20 protein-coding genes are annotated in these 25,917 nt (G+C 60.0%); 15 read left to right on the top strand and 5 right to left on the bottom strand.

Annotated elements, in window-relative coordinates:
* Positions 1-38: 38 nt before the first annotated feature.
* The 11 genes from alg8 to ICA16_RS21215 all read left to right on the top strand — a co-directional run bounded on the left by alg8 (position 39) and on the right by ICA16_RS21215 (position 15,222).
* Positions 39-1,523, top strand: coding sequence for a mannuronan synthase (alg8, locus tag ICA16_RS21265; protein WP_412071142.1), 1,485 nt, complete (start codon positions 39-41; stop codon positions 1,521-1,523).
* Between the two features lie 35 nt (positions 1,524-1,558).
* A complete protein-coding gene (locus ICA16_RS21260; RefSeq protein ID WP_150603720.1) occupies positions 1,559-2,728 on the top strand; it encodes an alginate biosynthesis protein Alg44 in 1,170 nt (389 codons plus the stop codon).
* Positions 2,729-2,737: 9 nt separating this feature from the next.
* Positions 2,738-4,246 (top strand): alginate biosynthesis TPR repeat lipoprotein AlgK, encoded by a 1,509-nt coding sequence (algK, locus tag ICA16_RS21255; RefSeq protein WP_210701469.1) that lies wholly within the window; start codon positions 2,738-2,740, stop codon positions 4,244-4,246.
* On the top strand, positions 4,243-5,730 hold the full coding sequence (locus tag ICA16_RS21250) for an alginate export family protein (RefSeq protein WP_150603718.1): 1,488 nt from the start codon (positions 4,243-4,245) through the stop codon (positions 5,728-5,730). The genes algK and ICA16_RS21250 overlap by 4 nt, the downstream gene beginning before the upstream one ends.
* A gap of 26 nt (positions 5,731-5,756) precedes the next feature.
* Positions 5,757-7,328: a mannuronan 5-epimerase AlgG gene (gene algG / locus ICA16_RS21245; protein ID WP_150617196.1), complete on the top strand. Its 1,572-nt coding sequence runs from the start codon at positions 5,757-5,759 to the stop codon at positions 7,326-7,328.
* A gap of 10 nt (positions 7,329-7,338) precedes the next feature.
* On the top strand, positions 7,339-8,799 hold the full coding sequence (locus tag ICA16_RS21240; protein ID WP_210701468.1) for an alginate O-acetyltransferase: 1,461 nt from the start codon (positions 7,339-7,341) through the stop codon (positions 8,797-8,799).
* 8 nt (positions 8,800-8,807) lie between these two features.
* The gene (locus ICA16_RS21235) at positions 8,808-9,932 is read left to right on the top strand and encodes a mannuronate-specific alginate lyase (RefSeq protein WP_210701466.1); all 1,125 of its coding nucleotides are present in this window, start codon (positions 8,808-8,810) and stop codon (positions 9,930-9,932) included.
* Positions 9,933-10,139: 207 nt separating this feature from the next.
* Positions 10,140-11,705 carry an MBOAT family O-acyltransferase gene (locus ICA16_RS21230; RefSeq protein ID WP_150594969.1) on the top strand — a complete coding sequence of 522 codons (1,566 nt, stop codon included), beginning with the start codon at positions 10,140-10,142 and terminating at the stop codon, positions 11,703-11,705.
* A 10-nt stretch (positions 11,706-11,715) separates the two neighbouring features.
* Positions 11,716-12,891, top strand: a complete 1,176-nt coding sequence (locus ICA16_RS21225; RefSeq protein WP_150603714.1) for an alginate O-acetyltransferase — start codon at positions 11,716-11,718, stop codon at positions 12,889-12,891.
* Positions 12,892-12,905: 14 nt separating this feature from the next.
* The gene (locus ICA16_RS21220; RefSeq protein WP_042557747.1) at positions 12,906-13,562 is read left to right on the top strand and encodes an alginate O-acetyltransferase AlgF; all 657 of its coding nucleotides are present in this window, start codon (positions 12,906-12,908) and stop codon (positions 13,560-13,562) included.
* Between the two features lie 208 nt (positions 13,563-13,770).
* Positions 13,771-15,222, top strand: a complete 1,452-nt coding sequence (locus ICA16_RS21215; RefSeq protein ID WP_150603712.1) for a mannose-1-phosphate guanylyltransferase/mannose-6-phosphate isomerase — start codon at positions 13,771-13,773, stop codon at positions 15,220-15,222.
* Between the two features lie 79 nt (positions 15,223-15,301).
* Here ICA16_RS21215 and ICA16_RS21210 read toward each other — a convergent pair whose 3' ends face one another.
* Complete coding sequence (locus ICA16_RS21210; RefSeq protein WP_210701464.1) at positions 15,302-18,085, bottom strand: RHS repeat domain-containing protein; 2,784 nt, start codon at positions 18,083-18,085, stop codon at positions 15,302-15,304.
* 183 nt (positions 18,086-18,268) lie between these two features.
* Here ICA16_RS21210 and ICA16_RS21205 point away from each other — a divergent pair, with 183 nt between their 5' ends.
* Positions 18,269-18,733 carry a hypothetical protein gene (locus ICA16_RS21205; protein ID WP_042557745.1) on the top strand — a complete coding sequence of 155 codons (465 nt, stop codon included), beginning with the start codon at positions 18,269-18,271 and terminating at the stop codon, positions 18,731-18,733.
* A 38-nt stretch (positions 18,734-18,771) separates the two neighbouring features.
* Positions 18,772-19,596: an SDR family oxidoreductase gene (locus ICA16_RS21200; RefSeq protein ID WP_210701463.1), complete on the top strand. Its 825-nt coding sequence runs from the start codon at positions 18,772-18,774 to the stop codon at positions 19,594-19,596.
* 130 nt (positions 19,597-19,726) lie between these two features.
* On the opposite strand, the gene ICA16_RS21195 is transcribed toward ICA16_RS21200, so the two are convergent.
* Positions 19,727-20,608, bottom strand: a complete 882-nt coding sequence (locus tag ICA16_RS21195) for a LysR family transcriptional regulator (protein WP_210701462.1) — start codon at positions 20,606-20,608, stop codon at positions 19,727-19,729.
* Positions 20,609-20,717: 109 nt separating this feature from the next.
* Between ICA16_RS21195 and ICA16_RS21190 the strand changes: the two genes are divergently transcribed.
* Together ICA16_RS21190 and ICA16_RS21185 are read left to right on the top strand one after the other, a co-directional pair.
* Positions 20,718-22,088, top strand: a complete 1,371-nt coding sequence (locus ICA16_RS21190) for an MFS transporter (protein WP_210701460.1) — start codon at positions 20,718-20,720, stop codon at positions 22,086-22,088.
* Positions 22,085-22,483, top strand: a complete 399-nt coding sequence (locus ICA16_RS21185) for a DUF4440 domain-containing protein (RefSeq protein ID WP_210701459.1) — start codon at positions 22,085-22,087, stop codon at positions 22,481-22,483. The genes ICA16_RS21190 and ICA16_RS21185 overlap by 4 nt, the downstream gene beginning before the upstream one ends.
* A 139-nt stretch (positions 22,484-22,622) precedes the next feature.
* On the opposite strand, the gene ICA16_RS21180 is transcribed toward ICA16_RS21185, so the two are convergent.
* From ICA16_RS21180 to ICA16_RS21170, 3 genes are read right to left on the bottom strand one after another with little or no spacing between them, the layout of a single operon-like run.
* Positions 22,623-23,489 carry an efflux RND transporter periplasmic adaptor subunit gene (locus ICA16_RS21180; protein WP_150617188.1) on the bottom strand — a complete coding sequence of 289 codons (867 nt, stop codon included), beginning with the start codon at positions 23,487-23,489 and terminating at the stop codon, positions 22,623-22,625.
* Positions 23,490-23,499: 10 nt separating this feature from the next.
* Positions 23,500-23,700 (bottom strand): DUF1656 domain-containing protein, encoded by a 201-nt coding sequence (locus ICA16_RS21175; RefSeq protein WP_007914106.1) that lies wholly within the window; start codon positions 23,698-23,700, stop codon positions 23,500-23,502.
* A complete protein-coding gene (locus ICA16_RS21170) occupies positions 23,690-25,882 on the bottom strand; it encodes an FUSC family protein (RefSeq protein WP_210701458.1) in 2,193 nt (730 codons plus the stop codon). Before ICA16_RS21170 ends, ICA16_RS21175 begins: the two co-directional genes overlap by 11 nt.
* Between the last annotated feature and the right edge of the window lie 35 nt (positions 25,883-25,917).

The raw sequence follows: 25,917 nt of genomic DNA, 5'->3' as shown, positions 1-25,917 counted from the left end.
CTTGCGGCTTGAAGCCTTCTCACCTTCGGATGACGGTCATGTCGAACAAGCTCAAACATTTTTTTCTGCAATCCGCCGGCTGGCTTTTTTATCTCAGTCTGCTGATGGGCCTGGCCTTGATGCTGCCCACGTCCACATTCGACTCCGAGTCGAAGGACTTCATTTTCCTGATTGGCGCCGTGGGTATCTGGCGCTACTCGATGGGTGCAACGCACTTTGTGCGCGGCATGATTTTTCTCTACATCGTCTACCCGCACCTGCGCCGTAAAGTGCGCAAGCTGGGCAAGGCGGCAGATCCGTCGCACGTGTACCTGATGGTCACCAGTTTTCGTATCGACGCGCTGACCACAGCGCAGGTCTACAGCTCGGTGATCCGCGAAGCGATCGACTGCGGACTGCCGACCACCATGGTCTGCTCCATCGTCGAAATGTCCGATGAGTTGCTGGTCAAAGCGCTGTGGGCGCGAATGAATCCGCCGGATCGAGTGAAACTCGACTTCGTGCGCATTCCCGGCACCGGCAAACGCGATGGCCTGGCCTACGGTTTCCGCGCCATCTCCCGTCACTTGCCGGACGACCGCGCCGTCGTCGCCGTGATCGATGGCGACACCGTGCTCGCCGAAGGCGTAGTGCGCAAAACCGTGCCGTGGTTCCAGCTGTTCGGCAACGTCGGCGGCCTGACCACCAACGAGTTCTGCGAAGTGCGCGGCGGCTACATCATGAGCGAATGGCACAAGCTGCGTTTCGCCCAGCGCCACATCAACATGTGCTCGATGGCCCTGTCCAAACGCGTCCTGACCATGACCGGCCGGATGTCGGTATTCCGCGCCTCCGTGGTGACCAATCCAGACTTCATCGCCGATGTGGAAAGCGACTCGCTGCAACACTGGCGCCTGGGCCGCTTCAAGTTTCTGACCGGCGACGACAAGTCCAGCTGGTTCAGCCTGATGCGTCTTGGCTACGACACGTTCTATGTGCCGGACGCGGCGATCCACACCGTGGAACACCCGCCGGAAAAGAGCTTCATCAAGGCCAGCCGCAAACTGATGTTCCGCTGGTACGGCAACAACCTGCGCCAGAACTCGCGTGCGCTGGGCCTGGGTGTGAAACGCCTCGGCGCCTTCACCTCGGTGGTGCTGTTCGACCAGCGCGTGTCGATGTGGACGTCGCTGCTCGGCCTGACCGTGGCAATCATCGCCAGCTTCAAGTACGGCACCGCGTTCATCCTGGTGTACCTGCTGTGGATCGGCATCACCCGCCTGATTCTGACGCTGCTGTTGTCCTGCTCCGGTCACCGGATCGGCCCGGCTTACCCGGCGATTCTTTATTACAACCAGATCGTCGGTGCGTTGGTGAAGATCTACGTGTTCTTCCGCCTCGACCAACAATCCTGGACTCGCCAGCCCACTTCCCTGACCCGTGATCTCGCCAGCTTTCAACGTTGGTTCAACACTTGGTCGTCTCGGACCATGACCTTCTCCGCCGGCAGCATTTTCGTCGCCGTGCTGCTGATGATGGTCTGACCCGCCCCTATTGAATTAACAAGGAAATCGCCCCTATGAATACCGCCGTCAACGCCAACGTAGTGCATGAATCCGAAGCCCAGCGCCAGCACGCCCGAGTGAAAATCCCGGCCAAACTGCGTTTCTTCGGCCCCGACCGGACGCCGATGGAGGCGCGGGTCCTCGACCTGTCCGCCGGTGGCCTGGCGTTCAACGCCGGCCAACTGCCGCTGACTATCGGCGAGGTGTACAAGGCGCGTCTGCAATTCGTCATCGACAACCTTGGCCTGGCCATGGACGTCGAATTGCAAGTGCGTTCCTTTGACCGCCAGACCGGCCGCGCGGGTTGCCAGTTTCAGAACCTTGAGCCGCAGGATATTTCCACCCTGCGCCACCTGATCACTTCGCACCTGGCTGGCGACATCGTCAGCATGGGTGAAGTACTGGCGACCCTGCAGCGCGACAACTTCACCAAGGCGCGCAAGGTCAAGGACGGCGGCCACGGCATGACCCCGTTCGGGCGTCTGAAAGCCGTGACGTTCAGCGCCGGGATCTTCGCGGTCGGTCTGATCGCGGCGGGTTTCATTGCCAAATCGGTGTACGGCATGTACTTCGTCAGCCATGCACAGGCCGGTCTGGTCAGCGTGCCGGGCATGAACATCACCATGCCGCGTGACGGCACCGTGCAGAGCCTGATCAAGTCCGACGGCGTTGCGGCCAAAGGCGCGCCACTGGCGACCTTCAGCACCAGCATGCTCGACGTGCTCAAGGGCCACATGCAGGAAGATCAACTGTCGCCCGCCAAGGTTGAAGAACTGTTCGGCAAGCAAATGACCGGCACCCTCACCTCGCCATGCGATTGCACCGTGGCCCAGCAACTGGTGGCTGACGGTCAATACGCGAGCAAGGGCGATGTGATCTTCCAACTGGTGCCGCGCAACACCGAGGCCAATGTGGAAGCACGCTTCTCCTATCGCCAGTTCGGCGACGTGCGTCCGGGCACCCCGGTGAGCTTCCAGATCGCCGGCGAAGACAAGATCCGCACCGGCAAGATCGTCAGCAGCACCAGCCTGAAAAGCGCCGACCTGTCCTCCGACATCCGCGTGCAGATCAAGCCTGACGAGTCGCTCGACAGCAGCCTCGCCGGCCGCCCGGTGGAAGTGAACAGCGACCGTGGCCCGAACCTGAACTGGCTGATCGACAAAGCCATGGCTGCCGGTCTTTAAGTCGAGGACATGCCTGTGACTATCACCAGTCTTTTCAGAACGCCACGATCCCTGTGGGAGCTGGCTTGCCAGCGATCGGATCAATGTGGTCCAGCTGAAACACCGAGTCGCCTGAATCGCTGGCAAGCCAGCTCCCACAAAGGATCAGTGTGTGCCTTGGCATTGGCAGTCAGTCTGGCCGGTTGCGCCGGCCTGCCCGATCAGCGCCTGGCCAACGAAGCGCTCAAGCGTGGCGATACCGCCACCGCTGCGCAGAATTATCAGCAACTGGCCGATCTGGGCTACAGCGAAGCGCAAGTGGGCCTCGCTGATATCCAGGTCGACAGCCGCGACCCAGCGCAAATGAAACAGGCCGAAGCGACCTATCGCGCAGCGGCCAGTGTTTCGCCGCGTGCTCAGGCACGTCTGGGTCGCTTGCTGGTGGCCAAGCCCGGTTCGACCGAAGCCGAGCACCACGAAGCCGAAACCCTGCTGAAAAAAGCCGCCGCCAATGGCGAAGGCAACACGTTGATCCCGCTGGCGATGCTCTACCTGCAATACCCGCACAGCTTCCCGAACATCAACGCTCAGCAGCAGATCGATCAGTGGCGCAAATCCGGCTACCCGGAAGCAGGTCTGGCGCAGGTGCTGCTGTATCGCACCCAGGGCACTTACGACCAGCATCTGGATGACGTGGAAACAATCTGCAAAGCCGCGCTCAACACCACCGACATCTGCTACGTCGAACTGGCCACGGTCTATCAGAAACGTGCCCAGCCAGAACAACAGGCCGAGCTGATCAAGCAAATGCAGGCCGCTTACAGCCGTGGCACCGTCACTGCGCAGCGCGTCGATTCGGTTGCCCGTGTGCTGGCCGATGCGACCTTGGGCAAGACTGACGAAAAAACCGCGCAGTCGCTGCTTGAGCCAATCGCTCCGGGCTACCCGGCGTCGTGGGTCACCCTCGCGCAATTGCTTTACGACTTCCCCGAACTGGGCGATGTCGACCAAATGATGAAGTACCTGGACAACGGCCGCGCCGCCGACCAGCCACGCGCCGAACTGTTGCTGGGCAAGCTCTACTACGAAGGCAAAGTGGTTCCGGCCGATGCGAAAGTCGCCGAAGAACATTTCCAGAAAGCCGTCGGCCGTGAAGTCGCCGCCGACTATTACCTCGGCCAGATCTATCGCCGTGGTTACCTGGGCAAGGTTTACCCGCAGAAGGCTCTCGACCATCTGCTGACCGCTGCACGCAACGGCCAGAACAGCGCCGACTTCGCCATCGCCCAACTGTTCTCCCAAGGCAAAGGCACCAAGCCCGACCCGCTCAACGCGTATGTCTTCAGCCAACTGGCCAAGGCACAAAACACGCCGCAAGCCGATGAACTGGCGACCACCATCGCTGCCCAATTGCCGCCCGAGCGTCTGGCCGAAGCCCAGCGCCTGCTGCAACAGGAACAGGCCAGCCGTGGCGCCCTGAACCCGAACACGCTGCAACTGCACGCCCTGCAAGAAGAAGACGGCGAGGAAAAACTATGAAGCTCAATCCATTCGTGAAGGCCGGCATTGGCCTCACATTCGCGCTGATCTGGTCTTGCCCGACACTGGCCGCGATGACTGAAAGCAAAAACTTCGGCCTGGAAGTGAAAATCACCGGCCAGTCCGAAGACGACCGTGACCTCGGTACCGCCAGCGGCGGCGACGTCAACGGCGTCGGCCTCGACCTGCGTCCTTGGGTCTACGGCGAGAGCGGCGCGTGGAGCGCCTACGCCATGGGCCAAGCGGTGACCTCGACCGACATCATCGAGACCGACACCCTGCAGCAGTCCGACAGCGACGGCACCCAGACCACCGACAACGGTGATCGCAAGACCAAGAAAAACTACCTGGCGATGCGCGAATTCTGGGTCGGCTACAGCGGCCTCACGCCTTACCCGGGCGAGATGCTCAAGCTCGGTCGCCAGCGCCTGCGCAATGACGACGGCCAATGGCGCGACACCAACATCGAAGCGCTGAACTGGACCTTCGACACCACCCTGTTGCGTGCCAACGCCGGTGTTGCCGAACGCTTCAGCGAGTACCGCACTGACCTCAAAGAGCTGGCGCCGAAAGACAAGGATCGCCTGCACGCCTACGCCGATGCTGCCTATCAGTGGACACCGGGCAACTGGGTCGGGATTCGCGGTCACCATACTCACGATGACGGCAAACTCGACTATCCAGAACCCGGCGTTGCCGGCGATTCGCTGGACAAGAAAGAGAATGGCGACATCAGCTGGATTGGCCTGACTGCCGACAGCGATGCCTACAACTGGCGCAACACCAACACCGTCAACTACTGGGGCAGCATCACCGGTATGAGCGGCGACCGCGACACGGTCAACGCGCTGAACGCCGATGGCAGCCGCCCGACGCAAGCCAAACGCAGCGATGACGTCAACGGCTGGGCCACTGACATCGGTGTGCGTCTGCGCCTCGATCCGCAATGGCAAGTCGGTGCCGCGTATGCCCGCGCCAGCGCCGATTACGAACAGACCGGTCTGGAAAGCAACCGCTCGAACTACACCGGTACACGTTCACGCGTTCACCGTTTCGGCGAAGCGTTCCGTGGCGAAATGAACAACATGCAGACCGCTACGTTGTTCGGCTCGTGGATGCTCAACGACGAGTACGACGCCAGCCTGATCTACCACAAATTCTGGCGCGTCGACGGCAACAAGCCAGTCGGCAGCAACGGTATCAACGCCGTCGAGAACAACACCGACGACGTCACCGGCGCAATCTTGTCCAGCACCTCGTTGCCGCTTGAAGACGGCAACAAGGACATGGGTCAGGAGATGGATCTGGTCGTCACCAAGTACTTCAAGCAAGGCCTGTTGCCGGCCGCATTGAGCCAGTCGATCGATGAGCCTTCGGCCCTGGTGCGTTTCCGTGGCGGCGTGTTCAAGCCGGGCGATGCCTACGGCAAGCAGGTTGATTCGTACATGCACCGCGCGTTCATCGACGTGATCTGGCGCTTCTGATGCCAACCGCCAAGGGAGTGCCCGACATGAACAGTGCCCGCAAAGGCTCACTCAGCCTGCTGGCCGGCGCGATGCTGCTGGCCTCGGCAGGCGCCTTCGCCAGCGTGGAGCCGGCGAAGCCAGCGACCACGGCGAAAGAGCTGCAACAAGCCAAGACCTACACCGTCAGCAGCGCACCGACCGAGGCGCTGAACCTGGCCGCGCCGACACTGCCGGACATCTCCGGCTACACCGCCGAAGCCGCCGCCGCGAAGATCGTTCGCAGCAAGGCGGGCAAGGTCAGTGTGCGCCGGATGATGCAGGAAGACGCTCTGAAGGACTTCATCGGCGGCGACAACAAGATGGCCGAGTGGGTGGTGCGTCAGCACGGTATTCCGCAGGCGATCTTCGTCGACGACGGCTACATGAACCTCAAGGATCTGGCGAAGAAACTGCCCAAACAGTACTTCAGCGAAACATCGCCGGGCGTGTACCTGGCGAAGTTGCCGATCGTGGTTGGCCGCAAGGGCATCCTCGAAATCGACGGCCAGACTCAGGAATTGCGCCTGTCCCAAGAGGCCGGTTCGTTCCTGGTCAACGACGGTCAGCTGTTCGTGCGTGATACCAAAATCACTGGCTGGCGCGAGAAGGAAAACGGCCCGGCAACCTTCCGTTCGCCGAAAGAATTCCGCCCGTTCCTGCTCGCCTGGGGTGGCACCGAGACTTACATCGTCAACAGCAAGATGGCCAGCTTCGGCTACGCCAACAGTAAGTCGTACGGCGTGAGTATTTCCCAGTACACACCCAACATGGCCAAGGTCCTCAAGCGCGCCGAGCCGACTGGCTGGATCGTCGGTTCCGAGTTCTCGGACATGTGGTACGGCTTCTACTGCTACGAGACCCGCGACTTCGTGGTCAAGGGCAACACCTACAAAGACAACATCGTCTACGGCATCGACCCACACGACCGTTCGCACGGCCTGATCATTGCCGAGAACACCGTTTACGGTACGAAGAAGAAGCACGGGATCATCATTTCCCGTGAAGTGAACGACAGCTTCATCTTCAACAACAAAAGCTACGACAACAAACTCTCGGGCCTGGTGATCGACCGGAACAGCGTCAACAACATCATCGCCTACAACGAGATTTACAAGAACCACACCGACGGCATCACCCTCTACGAGTCTGCCGACAATCTGCTGTGGGGCAACAAGGTCATCAGCAACAAGCGCCACGGCATCCGCATTCGTAACAGCGTGAACATCCGCCTCTACGAAAACATCGCCATGGCCAACGGTCTGACCGGCGTCTACGGCCACATCAAAGACCTGACCGACACCGACCGCGACATCAAGCTCGATCCGTTCGATGCGCAGGTATCGCTGATCGTGGTCGGCGGTGAACTGGCGGCCAATGGCAGCGGTCCGTTGTCGATCGACTCGCCCTTGAGTGTTGAGCTGTATCGCGTATCGATGCTGGCGCCGACCAAATCCAGCGGCATCAGCTTCAACGGCATCCTCGGCGAGCGCCAGGATGAAATTCTTGACCTGCTGGTGCGCCAGCAGAAAGCCGTGCTGATCGACCCTGTCGAACGCCAGACCGAAATGCAGGACTGAGGATAATTTTATGCACCCACACTTGATCAAATTACTCAGCCTGTCGGCCCTGACCATGGGCATTCTGGCGGCCAGCAATGGCGCCCGCGCAGATGAAGCCAGCGCCGTCACACCGCCCAAGTTCACAGCTGATCCGTGCTGCAACCTGTGCCCGGAAGCGCATGACGCGAAGAACTACACCACGCGCTATCAGCAGAACTTCACCACGCTGGTACAGGCGCAAGGCGACTGGTTGTTCCGTACGCAAGAAGACCTGCGCACCGAGTTCAACACCACCCCGGCCGGCTACAAACGCATGCAGCAACTGCACGACGCGTTCAAGAGCAAAGGCGTCGAGCTGGTGATCGTTTATCAGCCGACCCGTGGCCTGGTGAACCGCAACAAACTCAACCCGCAGGAAAAAGCCGCGTTCGATTACGAAAAAGCGTTGGGCAACTACAAGACCATGCTCGGCCGTTTCGCCAAGATGGGTTACGTGGTGCCGGACTTGTCGCCGCTGACCAACGAATCGCTGCCGGACACCCTGCCCGCCCACGATTTCTACTTCCGTGGCGACCAGCACTGGACGCCATACGGCGCGCAGCGCACGGCGAAAATCGTCGCCGAGAAGGTCAAGCAGATCCCGGCCTTCGCCGACATTCCCAAGCGTGAGTTCGAGACCAAGAAATCCGGGCGCATGGGCAAGACCGGCACCCTGCACAACATGGCCGGGCAACTGTGCGGCACCAGTTACGCGATCCAGTACATGGACCAGTTCACCACCGAGCCGAAAGGCGAAGCGGGCGACGGCGACCTGTTCGGTGATTCCGGCAACCCGCAAATCACCCTGGTCGGCACCTCGCACAGCGGCAAGAACTACAACTTCGCCGGTTTCCTCGAAGAGTCGATTGGCGCCGACATCCTCAACGTCGCGTTCCCGGGCGGTGGTCTGGAAGGCTCGATGTTGCAGTACCTGGGCAGCGACGAGTTCCAGAAAACCCCGCCGAAAATTCTCATCTGGGAATTCTCGCCGCTGTATCGCCTCGACCAGGAAACCATCTACCGCCAGATGATGGCACTGCTCGACAACGGCTGCGAAGGCAAAGATGCACAGATGACCGGCAGCGCCACACTGAAGCCGGGCAGCAAGCAAGAACTAATGGTCAACAGCAAGAACCTGAACCTGCAGAACAGCAGCCATCAGGTCGATATTCGCTTCGCCGACACCTCGGTGAAAACCCTGCAAGCCACCCTCTGGTACATGAACGGTCGCCACGAGGACATCAAGATCGAGAAGCCGGAAACCTCCGACACCGACGGTCGTTTCGCCTTTGAGTTGCGCACGGACGAAGACTGGGCCTCGCAAAACCTGCTGGCAGTCGAAGTCCAGGGCCCGGAAGCGGGCGCCGCGCCACAGAAAGTCGAAGCGAAAATCTGCAAACGCAACGTATTCCCGGGCGCTGGGCAACAAACCGCTCAGGCCGGGCAATGAGGTCTGCTATGCGAAATCCGAAATTGAAAACTCTTTTAGCGCCGACGCTGCTCGGGCTGGCGATCTTCGCCGGCACCGCGCAGGCCGCCGCGCCGCTGCGTCCACCTCAGGGCTATTTCGCCCCTGTGGATAAATTCAAGACTGGCGACAAAAGCGAAGGCTGCGATGCAATGCCGACGCCGTACACCGGCGCGCTGCAATTTCGCAGCAAATACGAAGGCTCGGACAAGGCCCGTTCGACCCTGAACGTGCAGTCGGAAAAAGCCTTCCGCGACACTACCAAAGACATCACCACGCTGGAACGCGGCACCGCTAAACGCGTGATGCAATTCATGCGCGACGGTCGCCCGGAGCAGCTCGAATGCACGCTCAACTGGCTGACCGCTTGGGCCAAGGCTGACGCCTTGATGTCGAAAGACTTCAACCACACCGGCAAGTCGATGCGCAAATGGGCGCTGGGCAGCATGGCCTCTTCGTACATTCGCCTGAAATTCTCCGACTCGCATCCGCTGGCGCAGCATCAGCAGCAAGCGCAGTTGATCGAGGCGTGGTTCAGCAAAATGGCCGACCAGGTCGTCAGCGATTGGGACAACCTGCCGCTGGAAAAAACCAACAACCATTCGTACTGGGCGGCATGGTCGGTAATGGCGACGTCCATCGCCACCAACCGTCGCGACCTGTTTGACTGGGCGGTGAAGGAATACAAGGTCGGCGTGAATCAGGTTGATGCCGACGGTTTCCTGCCCAACGAACTCAAGCGCCAGCAACGCGCCCTCGCCTACCACAACTACGCCCTGCCGCCGCTGGCGATGATCGCCAGTTTTGCGCAGGTCAACGGTGTCGATCTGCGTCAGGAAAACAACGGTGCGCTGAAACGTCTGGGTGATCGGGTGCTGTCGGGTGTGAAAGACCCGGATGAATTCGAGAAGAAGAACGGCAAAGAGCAAGACATGGACGACCTCAAAGTCGACTCCAAATTCGCCTGGCTCGAACCGTTCTGCACCCTCTACACCTGCCCGGCCGATGTGATCGAGAAGAAGCACGGCATGCAACCGTTCAAGACCTTCCGCCTTGGCGGGGATCTGACCAAGGTCTACGACCCGTCCCACGAAAAGGGCGACAAGGGCTCCTAGGCCAAACACAAAACCCTGTAGGAGCTGCCGAAGGCTGCGATCTTTTGATCCTGTTTTTTAAAGATCCAGATCAAAAGATCGCAGCCTCCGGCAGCTCCTACAGGGGTAGGTATCAGGTTTGAGATTTGAGTTGGCCCTCCGGTTTTTCGGTGGGGGGTTTGGGGGGGCTTTGGCCCTTGACTGTTGGTTAAAACTGGAGAGATCGGGATGGTATTTTCATCCAACGTATTCCTGTTTCTGTTCTTGCCGATCTTTCTCGGCATGTACTACCTGAGCGGGATTCGTTATCGCAATCTGCTGCTGCTACTCGCCAGCTACGTGTTCTATGCGTGGTGGCGAGTGGACTTCCTGGCGCTGTTCGCTGCCGTCACGTTGTGGAACTACTGGATCGGCCTGAAAGTCGGTGCTGCCGGCGTGCGGACCAAACCGGCGCAACGCTGGCTGTTGCTCGGCGTGGCAGTGGATCTGTGCATCCTCGGCTACTTCAAGTACGCCAACTTCGGCGTCGACAGCATCAACGCGATGATGACCTCGGTCGGTCTGTCGCCGTTCATCCTGACCCACGTGCTATTGCCGATCGGTATCTCGTTCTACATTTTCGAGTCGATCAGCTACATCATCGACGTGTATCGCGGTGACACCCCAGCGACGCGCAACCTGATCGACTTCGCGGCATTCGTGGCGATCTTCCCGCACCTGATTGCCGGCCCGGTTCTGCGTTTCCGTGACCTCGCCGATCAGTTCAACAACCGTACGCACACCCTCGACAAGTTCTCCGAGGGCTGCACGCGGTTCATGCAGGGTTTCATCAAGAAGGTCTTCATCGCCGACACCCTGGCGGTAGTTGCCGACCACTGCTTCGCCCTGCAAAACCCGACCACGGGCGATGCCTGGCTGGGTGCGCTGGCGTACACCGCGCAACTGTATTTCGACTTCTCCGGTTACAGCGACATGGCGATTGGTCTGGGTCTGATGATGGGTTTTCGCTTCATGGAAAACTTCAAGCAGCCGTACATCAGTCAGTCGATCACCGAGTTCTGGCGTCGCTGGCACATCAGCCTGTCCACCTGGCTGCGTGACTACCTGTACATCACCCTCGGCGGTAACCGTAAAGGTACGTTGATGACCTATCGCAACCTGTTCCTGACCATGCTTCTGGGTGGTCTGTGGCACGGCGCGAACATCACCTACATCGTCTGGGGCGCCTGGCACGGCATGTGGCTGGCCATCGAGAAAGCGCTGGGCCTGAACACCTCGCCACGCAGTCTCAACCCGATCCGCTGGGCACTGACTTTCCTGCTGGTGGTGATGGGCTGGGTGATCTTCCGCGCAGAGAACCTGCACGTTGCCGGTCGCATGTACGGCGCGATGTTCAGCTTCGGCGAATGGTCGTTGTCGGAACTCAATCAGGCCAGCCTCACCGGTCTGCAAGTGGCAACTCTGGTGGTGGCGTACGTGACGCTGGCGTTCTTCGGCCTGCGTGATCTGTACACCAATCAGCCACCGGTCAAGGCCAAACCTGAAGTCAACGTCGAGGCCGACGGCCCTGCCACTGCTACTCCAGGAATGATCAAAGCGGTGCCCGGCGATAACCCGGCAAGCATCCACGAGCCTGGCTACACCGTCGGCGTCGAAGCCCAGGTGCAACCGGCCTACTGGACCGCTGACTGGTCGCGCTACGCAATGCGCGCCGTGATTCTGCTGCTGTTCATTGCCTCGATTCTCAAACTCTCGGCGCAAAGCTTCTCGCCGTTCCTTTACTTCCAGTTCTGAGGGATCTGACATGACCCGCTCATTACGCATCTTCTACATCGCCCTGTTCCTGGTGACCTTGCTGGTGCTCGGTCTGTGGTCGGTTCGCAGCTTCTTCGGCTTCAGCACCAACGCCGACGCGACGGTGCTCAACGGCCGCTGGACCAAGGCTGTGGAAACCCATTACGACGAAGAGTTTCCGATCAAGCGTCTGGGCACCAACCTCTGGGCCGCGCTGGATTTCAAACTGTTCAACGAAGGTCGTCCGGGCGTCGTGCTCGGTCGCGATCAGTGGTTGTACAGCGATGAGGAATTCAACCCGATCGTCAACGAAGAGCTGAACCTGCAAGGCAACTACGCGCTGGTTGAAGGCGTGCGCCAGACCCTGAAAGACAAAGGCGTGAAACTGGTGATGGCGATCGTGCCGGCCAAGGTTCGTCTGTACCCGGAGCACCTGGGTGAAGTGAAACCGGCGAGCATTCACGCCAACCTTTACGAGGACTTCCACGCACGGGTTGCGGCGGACAAGATCCTTGCGCCCGATCTGCTCAAGCCATTGCAACAAGCCAAGCAGAACGGTCAGCAAGTGTTCCTGCGCACCGACACACACTGGACGCCAGAGGGTGCCGAAGTTGCCGCCAACACCCTGGCCAAGACCATCGCCGACAAGTTCCCGCTCAGCGGCGAGCCGCAGCGTTTCGTCACCACGCCAGCGGAAAAGGTCACGCACAAGGGCGATCTGCGTCTGTTCCTGCCGCTTGATCCGCTGTTCGAAAACCTGATGCCGGCGCAAGAGCCGCTGCAAAAGCGCAACACCGTAGCCGCTGGCGAGCAACCTGGCGGTGACGACGCACTGTTCGCCAACAGCGAAGTGCCGGTCGCGCTGATCGGTACCAGCTACAGCGCCAACCCGAACTGGAACTTCGTCGGTGCGCTGAAACAAGCGCTGCACAGCGACGTCGTGAGCTACGCCGAAGACGGCCACGGCCCGATCCTGCCGATGCTCAGCTACCTCAAAAGCGATGACTTCAAGAACAGCCCGCCACAGGTGCTGATCTGGGAGTTTCCTGAACGTTATCTGCCTGTGAACAACGAAATCGGTGACGCCGACCCGCAGTGGGTCGCAGAGCTTAAACAAGCCGGCGCACGCCAACAAAACGTAGCTGCAAACACTAAATCCGAGACGCCCGACCGGGCGCAAAACTGAAAGAGAGGTACACCATGACTTTCACTACTACTCCTCGCCGTCTCGCTAAAAGCTTCGCTCTGGTTGCTGGCCTCAGCGTGCTTTCCGTACCCGCCTTCGCTGGTGGCGATGCTGCCCTTTACGGCCCTACGGCGCCAAAAGGTTCGAGCTTCGTGCGCATCTATAACGCCAGCAACGCTGAAGTCAGCGCCACCGTTGGCAGCACCAACCTGAGCGATGTTGCGCCACTGGCCAGCAGCGACTTCAGCTTCATGCCGGGCGGCGACTACAGCGCCAAGGTCGGCAGCCAGACCCTGCCGGTAAAACTCGCCGGTGATCACTACTACACACTGGTCAACAACGCTTCCGGCGCGCCGCAACTGATCGAAGAGCCGCCGTTCAAGAACAAGCAGAAATCCCTGGTACGCGTGCAGAACCTCAGCGACAAGCCGCTGACCCTGAAGACTGCCGACGGCAAGACTGAAGTGGTCAAAACTGTGGCTGCCAAGGGCCGTGGCGAACGTGAAATCAACCCGGTGAAAGTCAGCCTGGCGCTGTACGAAGGCGACAAGAAAGTCGGCGACGTGAAGCCGGTTGCCCTGGAACGCGGTGAAGCAGCGGTGCTGTACGTCACCGGTTCCGGCAGCAGCCTGTCGCCAGTCTGGGTGAAACGCCCGGTGTCGACGCGCTAATCAATTTCCCACAGAGACGCTGACCTCTGTAGGAGCTGCCGCAGGCTGCGATCTTTTGACTTTGCTTTTGCAGATCAAGATCAACAGATCGCAGCCTTCGGCAGCTCCTACAGGGAATGGCGGCGGTCTCTGGGTACGAAACAAAAACAAGAGTGAAACGACACAGCGTTCGTGGCTCTAACCCAATCGATTTTATGGAGTAAACAATATGATTCCGGTGATCTTGTCAGGTGGTAGCGGCTCACGTCTTTGGCCGCTTTCGCGTAAGCAGTTCCCTAAGCAATTCCTCGCCCTGACCGGCGAACACACCTTGTTCCAGCAAACCCTGGAACGCCTGGTGTTCGAAGGCATGGACACCCCGATCGTGGTCTGCAACAAAGATCACCGCTTCATCGTCAACGAGCAGTTGGCCAACCGCAAACTGGAATGCCAGCGCATCCTGATGGAACCGTTTGGCCGCAACACCGCGCCAGCCGTGGCGCTGACCGCGATGATGCTGGTCAATGAAGGCCGTGACGAACTGATGCTGGTGCTGCCCGCCGACCACGTACTGGAAGACCAGAAAGCCCTGCAACGTGCATTGGCCCTGGCCACCGTCGCTGCCGAAAACGGCGAAATGGTGCTGTTCGGCGTACCGGCGACCAAACCGGAAACCGGCTACGGCTATATCAAGTCCACCGCTGATTCGCTGCTGCCCGAAGGCGTCAGCCGCGTCTCGCACTTCGTCGAAAAACCAGACGTCAAACGCGCTACCGAATACGTGCAATCCGGCGGTTACTTCTGGAACAGCGGCATGTTCCTGTTCCGCGCCAGCCGCTTCCTCGAAGAGCTGAAAAAGCACGACCCGGACATCTACGACACCTGCCTGCTGACCCTTGAGCGCAGCGAGCATGACGCCGACACCGTCACGCTGGACGAAGCGACTTTCGCCTGCTGCCCGGACAACTCCATCGACTACTCAGTGATGGAAAAAACCCAGCGTGCCTGCGTAGTGCCACTGAGCGCGGGCTGGAGCGATGTCGGCTGCTGGTCGTCGCTGTGGGAGGTCAACGAGAAAGACGCCAATGGCAACGTCACCAAAGGTGATGTGGTGATTCAGGACAGCAAGAACTGCATGATCCACGGCAACGGCAAACTGGTGTCGGTGATCGGCCTGGAAAACATCGTCGTGGTCGAAACCAAGGACGCGATGATGATTGCCCACAAGGACAAGGTCCAGGGCGTCAAGCAGATGGTCAACACCCTCAACGAACAGGGCCGCAGCGAAACCCAGAACCACTGCGAAGTCTATCGTCCGTGGGGTTCCTACGACTCGGTGGACATGGGCGGGCGTTTCCAGGTCAAGCACATCTCGGTCAAACCGGGCGCGTGCCTGTCGCTGCAAATGCACCACCACCGCGCCGAACACTGGATCGTGGTCAGCGGCACCGCCGAAGTGACCTGCGATGACAACGTGTTCCTGCTGTGCGAGAACCAGTCGACCTACATCCCGATCGCGTCGGTGCATCGCCTGCGCAACCCGGGCAAGATCCCGCTGGAAATCATCGAAGTGCAATCGGGTTCGTACCTGGGCGAAGACGATATCGAGCGCTTTGAAGATATCTACGGTCGTTCCACTCCGATCGAGCGCGGCGTGTCGGTGAAAACCATCGCGCAGTAACGCTCAGTAAGACAAGAAGCCCTCGCCCAGCCCGTTGCGTTCCCTATCCGCAGCGGGTTGGGTGGGGGTTTTTATTGGCTCAGTGGAATGGTTTCCAAGAACCCGTTCCTCCTTCGCTATAGCTCACAATAAATGCACTCGGAATCGGGTTGATGAAAGTCATTTCGGATGTAGTACCCGGAATCATTGCCACAAAATCGGATTCTTCCACCGTTGTCGCACTCATCAAGAGCCGAGTATCCATACGTCTATTCGGGTTAAACGACATGGGTGCCGCAAGTCCCAAGGTTGAATCGTTGATCGCTCGCTCTTCCAGTCCAGGTATTTCCATCCGGTAGAGGTAGCGGCGCTGACCAGCGTAGCCACCGGATTGGTCATCTATGCCTGTCGAGACATAACGTGGGTTACTAAACCCGACATGTGTGCGGGCATGTCCATTCCATCCCTGCTTAGTGACGTCATTGCGAAAAATTTGCTTGTAGTCTTTTCTAGGCTCCTTCGGGAAAAAACCGCCCGCGCTTCGGATATCGTCGGGAGAACGATTATCCGACCTCATGACTATCACCGCGCCTGTCGAACTAATCATCAATTCATGGTGGCCAATCGTCCTTCTGCTGCTCGCGTAGGATGGCAGTGGGCCTGACGTTTGCGTGCTTCTACCCACATCAACCTGCGGATTGGGTGGACGAGGTGTCACGTTTTCCTTTTCGGCAGACATATTTTTAATCGGTGGAATGGGCATAGCTGAACGGATCGGAGTCGGGAATGCAGTCGGCCGTGGTGGCACTTGGGGACGGCCAGGAGTCGGGAATGCATTGGGCCTTGGGGGGATCGGAGGACGCGCGGACGAAGGACCATTGGCCCGGCTTGAACCAACTCCCGTTAAATTGCTCGTAGCAACAAGTCCATTTTCGTCGATCAGCGATACTGGATTGTTGACCACCATCTGGAAAAGATTGAGACCATCTATAGCCTCTGCCGGATCGGGATTCAGCCACCGCTGCAACCACGGCATGTAATAGCGACAACCGTAATAGTAAAGTCCGGTGGCATCGCGCTCCTTACCCGAATAACGGATGGTTTTGTAACTGACTTCGCTGTCCTTGCTCCATGCCGTCTCGCCAAAAGGGTAAAAGCTTTCCTGACTGATAATCCGGGCATCCTCGCCCAGCTCCAGACTGGTTGATCCCAAATGATCGGTGATGGTGTACCGGTAGTGGTCGTTGGAACCGGTCGGCGGCGCACTGTCCCAATGCAAAACCCGCACGCTGTTGAGGCCGCCTCCGGCAATGATTACGTGCAGCTGTCTGCCAGTTGCCGTGTCGTCGCGCAATTCCAACCCGGGTAGATAGCGCACCTCGTCAACAATGCCACGGGCGTTTGTCTGCGATGAGCGCGTCTTGCGTACACGCTGTTCGTCACCGTCATAAACATATTGCTCAAGGTCATTGAGTCCACTGGCCCGCTCGACCGGCGTGACTAATTGCAGCTGATTACGCAGATTCCACGTCAACGAACGCCCCGCCTCCAGCGCCCGCAGATTTCCACGGGGATCGAACGCCGCAGCGATCTCCTCTTCAGTGGGCGGTACGTCGTCGCGAAAAGGCAGGCAGCGATTGCTGAACCGCGCGGCTTTAAGCTTTCGTCCGCTGCGCGCGCCCACATGCGTCAGCTCCAGCAGATTGCCGGATTCATCGTAGCGATAGCTCTGTCGATAATTACTCAACGCCGCCGGATCATTGCGGTCCAGAGACTCTGGCCCCTGACTGGCAGCCCCCGCCTCCCATCCGGTTGCCTCGCTCAATTGGTAGAGGCTGTCGTAGGTAAACCGGCTGACCGGATCGATGCGCTGATTGGCAAAGTAGCGAATCGGCAGTGCCTTGTCCTCGATGCTCAGCACATTGCCCATCCGGTCGTATTCATAGCTCAGACGCTGTAAGTCCTCACCGCCATCCTTTTTCGCCCGACGTTCCTGCAGACGACCGTCCTCGGGGCGATAGGTTAATGTCGTCCGCACCCCGTTGCCTGCCAACTCCTGGGTGACTTGCCCGTCAGCGTTGTAGCGAATGTCACTGACCAGTACCTGCGCTTCGGACTGATGTTTCAGTTGCAGATGGCTGGCACGCAAGCGGCCATCAAGGGTGAAGTCGCTGCCCTGCCGATTGCCCCGCGCATCGACCTGTTCGATCACCTGCCCCTGTGGCCCGAAACGCCATTGGGTCGTTGCGCCCTCGCCGGGCTCCAGCAACCGCGCACGTTGATCAATCGGCTCGGGCCAATCCGGGGTGACGGAATCCAGGGTGAAATGCCGGGTGTTTTCGCTGCATTGGCCGCTGAACGCAAAGGTTTCAAACAACACACTGCCCGCCGGATCATCATGGCGAATCAACTGGCCGAGCTGGTTGCGGGTCGGATCAGCCGTATCGGGCTCGCCATACATGAAACGCTCGACGCATAGCCGAGGTTGCGATTCACCTTCTTCAAACACCGCCAACGGGCGCAGCAGCGGGTCGTGTTGTATTTCGCGACGAGCGCCACGACTGTCCCAATCGAACAGCACTTGCGCACCCACACCGTGCAAGGCGATCTGTATGCCGGCATCGACGCTGTCCGAGCGCAGCACCTGGCCGTTCAGCGAATAAACCGAGGTCAGATTGGCCGGAGTCTGCGGATCGCTGATTTGCAGCGCCCACAAACGTGGATCCCACTGGGCGACGGCGCGCCCGGCTACGTCATGCCGAGTGCGGTTGACGCGGGTTTGAACCGGTTCAACGACCTCGGTGCGCCAATAGTCGACGGTACGAACCGGCAATCCACGCGGGTCGTTTGCCGAAAGCGTCGGTGTTCTGCTGTGCACGCTCATCAGTTCTGCTTCGCACGGTAGCGACGTCCTTTTCGTCTGTCGGCATCAAAGCAGTCGGACGACACGAATGCCTACTGTCAGAAATTACAGTTCCGACCAACGGTGCATTCGCTTGCGCAACGAATGTCTATTGGGGCGTCCCTTCGGTAGGATGGTGCTCACGAGTTAAAGGAGCGTTCAAACATGTTCATCGGCGTCTTGCTGGTCATCACCTGGTTGATCCTGTTGCTGCGCTATCCGGCCAAGGCGTTACCGGTTTCGGTCGCAGCGGCCGTCGGCCTCGCACTGGTGGCGATGTGGGTGGTGTGGCTGGACAACCGCGAGGTCAAGCAACTGGCACGCCTGGAACTGCGCATCAGCTATGCGCCCGAACAATGCCCGGCAGATCGACCGCTGCAACTGAAGATGAACAACGGCAACGACGTGCCACTGACCGAACTGCGCTGGCGCATCGCGGCCTATGCACCGGGCGACACCGTCAATCTGGCCGACAACCAATACACTGCCCCGCGCTATCGCGGCCCCGGCGAATTGCAGGCTGGTGGCAGTTGGGAAGATTGCCTGCCGATGCCGCCGCTGCGGCCCGGTTATCGCCCACAAACCCTGGAGTTTCGCGCCGAGCGATTGCAGGGTAGTTTCTCCGACTGATCCCTCCCCCACCGTTTTTTTTGCACAAGGAATGCGCCATGCCCGTTGCGTTGATTACCGGTTGTTCGAGCGGCATCGGCCGCGCCCTGGCCGACGCTTTCAAGAACGCCGGTTTCGAAGTCTGGGCCACTGCGCGCAAGGCTGAAGATGTCGCCGCGCTGGCCTCAGCCGGGTTTATTACGGTACAGCTCGACGTCAATGACGGCGTGGCACTGGAGCAACTTGGCGTGCGAATCAATCGGCAACACGGCGGCCTCGATGTGCTGATCAACAACGCCGGTTATGGCGCCATGGGCCCGCTGCTCGACGGTGGCGTGCCCGCCATGCAGCGCCAGTTCGAAACCAACGTATTCTCGATTGTCGGCGTCACCCGTGCGCTGTTCCCTGTACTGCGTTTGGGCAAAGGGCTTGTCGTGAATATTGGCAGTGTGTCCGGTGTTCTGGTCACGCCATTCGCGGGCGCCTACTGTGCCTCGAAAGCCGCCGTACATGCCTTGAGCGACGCGTTGCGTATGGAGCTGGCACCGTTCGGCATCCGCGTGATGGAAGTCCAGCCCGGGGCGATTCAGTCGAGCTTTGCCAAGAACGCCGGGCACGAGGCCGAGCAGTTGATCAACGAGCAATCGCCATGGTTTCCCTTGCGTGAAGGCATTCGGGCGCGGGCCAAGGCGTCGCAGGACAAGCCGACGCCGGCCCGAGACTTTGCTGCTGAACTGCTTAAAGCCGTGCAGCAGAGCAAACCGCCGCGGCTGATCCGCATCGGCAATGGCAGCCGGGCGTTGCCGTTGTTGGCAGCACTGTTGCCCAAAGGGTTGCTGGAATCGACGTTGATGAAGCGGTTCGGCTTGCGTGGGCAACTCTGAGACCGGGTTGACCTCATCGTGGGCAAGCCCGCTCCCACAGGTTTTTCGGTGTACTCGAAAACCCAAAACGCTACATAACCTGTGGGAGCGAGCTTGCTCGCGATTGGGCAGGAGCAATCACCGCAAAATCTCAGCCCCAGCCTTTCATGAAATCAATGAACGCCCGCACCTTCAGCGGCAAATGCCGGGTGTCCGGGTACAGTGCGTACACGCCTTGCTGGGCAAAACAGTAGTCCGCCAACAAGCGCTGTAACCGTCCGGCGTCGAGATCTTCCTGGATCAGCCACTGCGGCAGAATGGCCACGCCCTGCCCGGTCAATGCAAATGCCCGCAGCGTTGCCGAGTTGTCCGCGACGATCGCGGTCGTCCCCGGTTTTGGCTGATAGAAATGCTCGCTGCCGGCCGGGTCGGTGACCGTCATTTCCGGTACGCGTCCATGCCCCAGTGTCGGCATCGACTCCAGCACCGCCAGGGTGCTGACGGGTGCAAAACGTTCGACCAACTCCGGCGCCGCCACTGCAAACACCTCGAACGTCGACAACTGCACCGCGCGCAGATTGGAGTCGTGCATGCGTCCGAGGCGAATCGCCAGATCAAAACGTTCAGAGATCAGATCGGCGTGGGTCGAGGAAGTGGACAGGTGAATATTCAGTTGCGGCTGCTGCTGACGAAACACTTCCAGCGCCGGCACCACCTGCGCCAGAGCAAATTCCACGGTGGTGGTGATGCGCAACGTGCCCTTTAGCTGTGAGTGCTCGGAACGAGCCTCCTCGATGGCCAGTCGCGCTTCATCCAGCGTGCGCAAACAGCGCCGATAGAAGCGCTCGCCGGCATCGGTCAGCGCCAATTGCCGCGTATTACGGGTGAGCAACGTGACGCCCAGCTCCTCTTCCAGCCGCTTGAGATTGAAGCTCACCACCGCTCGCGTCTGCCCAAGCGTATCGGCGGCTGCGGTCAACGACCCGGCCTCGACCACGGCTTTAAAGGTGTCAAAACGGTCCAGGCTGACCATGTTCACGGCGCTCCTTGTCAAAATTATTTTGACAAACTAGCAGCCAAACCAGCGTTTTCCTATCGTCAGAAGCACCCTACCCTGCACGCCTCATCACAGGGAAGTTGCCATGGCCTATCGCTCAAAAGTCGCGCTGGTGTATTTGCTGGGTTTCGCCCTCGACCTGCTCAACATGTTCGCCGCCAGCATTGCCTACCCGGACATCGCCCGGCAGTTGCACGCCTCGGTGACGCAACTGGCGTGGATCACCAACGCCTACATGCTCGGGCTGACGCTGATCATTCCGATGAGCGTGTGGCTGGCGGCACGGGTGGGCGAGCGCCGGCTGATTCTCGGCTCGTTACTGTTGTTCGCCATCGCGTCCGGACTGGTGGCCCAGGCCGGGTCGATTGAAAGCCTGATCGGCTGGCGATTGCTGCAAGGGCTGGGTGGCGGGTTACTGCTGCCGGTCGGTCAGGCCCTGGCCTACCGAGAGTTTCCTGCGACGCAGCGCGCGCACTTCACCGGTGTGGTGCTGCTGGTGGCGCTGATGGTGCCGGCCCTGTCGCCCGCGGCCGGTGGACTGATTGTTCAGGCGTTGTCGTGGCGCTGGATTTTCTACCTGAACATGCCGATGGCACTGTTGGCTTTCGGGCTCGGCCTGCTCTGGTTGAAGCCCGACCAACCCACCCGCGTACGACCGACACTGGACGCACGCGGCCTGCTGTTGGCCGTGTCGGCTCTGAGCCTGTTGTTGATTGCCGTGAGCCTGGCAAGCGCAACCGCAACCCGCCACCTGGCTGGCGCCGTGCTGCTGCTCAGCGCCTTAACCTTGTGCGTGTACTTGCGCGATGGCTGGCACAAACCTGGTGCGGTGCTTGACCTGCAACTGATCAAGAACCCGTCATTGCGTCTGGCAATGCTGATCTACCTGTTTGTGCCGGGCGTCTTTACCGGTACCAACATGCTTGCCGTGTTGTACCTGCACGACCTCGGTTTCGGCGCAGCGCAAACCGGTGCACTGATGCTGTCCTGGGCGGCGGCTTCGGGACTGGCGATCATGCTTGGCAAACGCAGTTTCAACCGAGTCGGTCCCAAGCCGTTGCTGATCGCGGGCATGCTTTTGCAAAGCCTGGGCATTGTCATGCTGATGCAGATCGAACAACCCGCAGCCGGCCCTCTGATAATCGCCTATGCGCTGATGGGCCTGGGCGGCAGCCTGTGCAGCGTCACCGCGCAGACCTTGGCGTTTGTCGGCATGAGCGCGGAAAAAATGGGTCACTCCAGCGCCCTCTGGAACATCAATCGCCAGCTCGGTTTCTGCCTCGGCGCGGCGCTGCTCAGTTCATTGCTGGGCGCACTCGGCGCCAACGGTTTCAAATATTGTTTTCTCGCCGCCGCGCTGCTCACGCTCTTGCCGATGGCCGCCGTGCTGCGTTTCGATGCGAGCAAAGTGCTCGCGCTGCTGAACTCACCTGCCCTTCAGGAAAAATCCACATGACTGACTACACCGACTACTTTGCCGAAGTGATCGAGGCGCACGAGGCCATCGAGCGATGGTTTGCCGTGGCAGAGGACGAGACCGCTCTGGAGCGATTACTGACGCGCTTTTCACCTCGGTTTTCGATGATTTCGCCGCTGGGTCGCGTGCTTGATTTCGAAGCCTTGCGGGGGCTGTTCCAAATGGCTGGAGGCAAGAAGAACGGATTCAGGATTGAGCTCAGCCAACTGCACGGGATTGCGTTGCATGAACGTGGCGCGACGCTGAGTTATCGAGAGCAGCAGTCGGATGCGAGTGGGTTGCACACTGATCGCCAATCGACTGTGGTGTTTGAAAAACTCGAATCCGGGCGCGTGGTCTGGCTGCATTTGCACGAGACGTTTTGCAGTGAGTGAATGCTCGATCGCTGTCTGAATCTGTCTGAAACACCGAGTCGCTCTCATCGCGAGCAGGCTCACTCCTACAGGAGATCTCTAGCGCAGCGCAGATCCAGTGTAGGAGTGAGCCTGCTCGCGATGGCAACGACGCGGTCGGTCAGTTATCCACAACGTCCTGTTTCACCACGACCGTGCAAGTAATCCCCGCCGCTAACAGCACACCCTCTGGCACTTCATCGATGTGAATGCGCACCGGCACCCGCTGCGCCAGGCGCACCCAGTTGAACGTCGGGTTAACGTCGGCAATCAGCTCGCGGCTTTCAGGGTTGTCGCGGTCGTAGATGCCGCGGGAGATACTTTCCACATGGCCTTTCAAAACTTCGCCGCTCATCAGTTGCATGTCGGCCTTATCACCGACGCGCACGTGCGGCAGTTTGGTTTCTTCGAAGAAGCCGTAGACCCAGAACGAATTCATGTCGACCACGGCCATTTTTGCCTCGCCGATGCGCGCGTAGTCGCCGCGATGCACGTTGAGGTTGGTCACGTAGCCATCCACCGCCGCGCGCACTTCGGTGCGTTTGAGGTTGAGTTCGGCGGCTTCCAGTTGCGCCTGCGCGTGTTGGTAATCGGCCAGTGCGGCGTCTGCGATGTTGCTGGCGTCGTCGCGGTTTTCCCTGGAGATCACCAACGCGTCCATATCGGCGCGGCGATGGGCGTTGACCTTGCGCATCTCCCACGTCGACTTGCGTGAAGCGACCAGCGACTGCGCCTGTTTCACCGCGATGCGGTAGTGCTCAGGGTCGATCTGCATGAGCAAATCGCCCTTCTTCACCAGTTGGTTGTCGCGCACCGGCACGTTGACCACTTCACCGGTGACGTCGGCGGCGACGTTGATGATGTCCGCACGCACCCGGCCGTCGCGGGTCCACGGCGTGTCCATGTAATGCACCCACAAGGTCCGGCCGATCCACAGCGCAAGGGCCAGCACCAGCAGGGTCGCGAGCAGGCTGAAAAACTTTTTCATCAGATCGTTCTCAACGGTAGACAGTCAGCGCCATCGCGCCGAACAGACAGGTAAACAGACTCAGGCGCAGCAGCGCCGGGTGCCAGAAAAAGCGGTACAGATCGAACCCCGACAAGAACCGGTCCACCGCCCAGGCCAGCGCCGCAGCGATGAAAAACATCAAAGTCATGGTCGGCATGTACACGCCGTGGAAGGCGATTTCACGAGGCATGGGCAAGTCCTTCGGGCTTGGCGGGCGCGAACGCGGCAAGCGGTGATTGCGGGTCGAGCAAGGACGTGCGGATAAAGTGCAGATAGCTCTTCACCCGACGCAACGCCGAGGTATCGAAGTGCGGCGCGAACGGTTCATCGGTGGCCGCAACACGACTGATCGCATGATCGACCGCGACCAGTGCGCGCTCCAGATTGCTGGCGTTGGGGTGCAGAAACAGCCGCACCAGCGAGCGCCCCATCACCCGGATCGCCTGACGCCACGGCTGCGATTCGGCGTACGCCGGATGCACCGGCAAAATCGCCTGCTCCTTGCGCAACTCGATGATCGCGTGGCCGACTTCAAGCACCACGAACATCCAGCGCAGCAAGTTCTTCTGGACCTTCGGCTCACCGGCCGCCAGACCGTAGGCCTGATGCAGCAGGTCGCGGGTGCGGCTCTCGAAACTCGACGCCAGGCCTTTGAGTTTGCCGCTGATCGCATAGACCACTTGCTCACGCAGATCCTGCTCCAGCCGTTGCCACAACCAGCGGCTGTTCGGCGGCAGAATAATCGCCCCGGCAGCTGCGCAGACCAGCATGCCGATGACCATGGCGATGTAGTCATTGATGAAGGTGTACGGGTTGTAGACCGTCAGGTTGTCCGGCACGGAACCTGTACTGAAGAAGATCAGCAACCCGAGACCGACACCGGCGTATTGCGGCCGCGATGTAAGGAACGAGCCGAGCACGATCACTGGCGCGAGCATCACGCACAGCAATGGAAAACCATCGATCCACGGGAAGATGAAAAACATCTCGAAGAAGCCGATCAGCGCGCCGAGGAATGTGCCGCACGCCATCTGGAACGCCATGCGTTTCGGGTTCGGCGTGGCGGCAGACAGGCCCACCGTGGCGGCGGCAATCAGGGTCATGGTCGCGCCGCTCGGCCACGCGGTGGCCACCCAATAACTGCCCAGCACGATCAGGATGAACGAGGCGCGAATCCCCGACGCCGCCGCTGCCCACCAGTTGGTTTGCGGGGTGAACGGCTCATCCCAACGCTCGCGTTCGTGACGGTGATCGGCCAAGGACGCGTGGGTCTGTGCATAACTGTGCAGGTCATCGACGAAGCGATAGAGCAACTCGTAAGCGGTGTGGAAATCCAGTTGCTCGGCGTCGCTCGGCTCACTCTCCTGAAACGTCGCGCGCAGGCTACGCACTCGCGCTGGCAGGCCTTCTTTATAGGTCGCAAGCGCCGTCGCCAGGCGTGCGGCATCGGGACTGGTCAGGGCACGACCGCTGAAGCTGTCGAGCACTTCGGCGAGGTCCTGCAGACCCGGCCTGATTGCCGCCACGACGTGTTCCTCGCCATTGCCGCGCAGGCGTTCAAGCAACTGGTGCAGGGCGTTGAAGCGCGTGGTGATGCCCATGAACTCGCTGTTCAAACGGCTGAGGCGACCATTGCGCCGGCGCATGTGCGGGTCTTCGAACACGGTCACGCTGCGCAGCCCTTCCAGACCCACCGCTTCGGCAATGAAGCGTACGTTGGTCGCCTCAAAGGATTCGGTTTTGCTACGCCCGCGCAAGCCATCGGTAACGAACAGCGCGAACACGCCGAAACGCTGATACAGCGCGTTGCGCATCGCCGCGCTGGCGGTTTGCGGCAGGATCGCGGCGCTGATCACGGTGGCGCAGAGAATCCCCAGCGATATTTCCAGCACCCGCCAAACCGCCGCCATAAACGCGCCGTCCGGGTGGGCCAGCGCCGGCAACCCGACCATTGCGGCGGTGTAACCCGCCAGCACGAATCCATAGGCGCGGAAGTTACGGCAACGCGCGGCACCCGCCGAGCAGATGCCGACCCAGATCACCAGCGAGCCGAGGAACAGCTCGGTGTTCTGCGCAAACAACGCGATCAGCGTGACCATCATCGCCGAGCCGGCCAGCGTGCCCAGAAAGCGATAGAAACTCTTGGCGAACACCTGCCCGCTTTGCGGCTGCATGACGATGAACACGGTGATCATCGCCGTGCGCGGTTGCGGCAATTCCAGACGCATGGCCAGCCACAGGGTGAGGAACGCGGCGAGCAACACCTTGAAGATGTAGACCCAGGTCACGCCATCGCTGCGCGCCCAGTCAAAAAAACCCCGGCGCCATTCCAGGGAGTAGAGCCAGCGCAGGGGGGCGGGCAAGGGAGTCATTTAAACTTGCTCATGGTTGTCGGCAGGAAGTTTTA

The sequence above is a fragment of the Pseudomonas anatoliensis genome, assembly GCF_017976235.1.
In the GTDB taxonomy this organism is placed as follows: domain Bacteria; phylum Pseudomonadota; class Gammaproteobacteria; order Pseudomonadales; family Pseudomonadaceae; genus Aquipseudomonas; species Aquipseudomonas anatoliensis.
The sequence above is the reverse complement of the archived record's forward strand: the minus strand, read 5'-3'. Positions and strand labels throughout refer to the sequence as shown.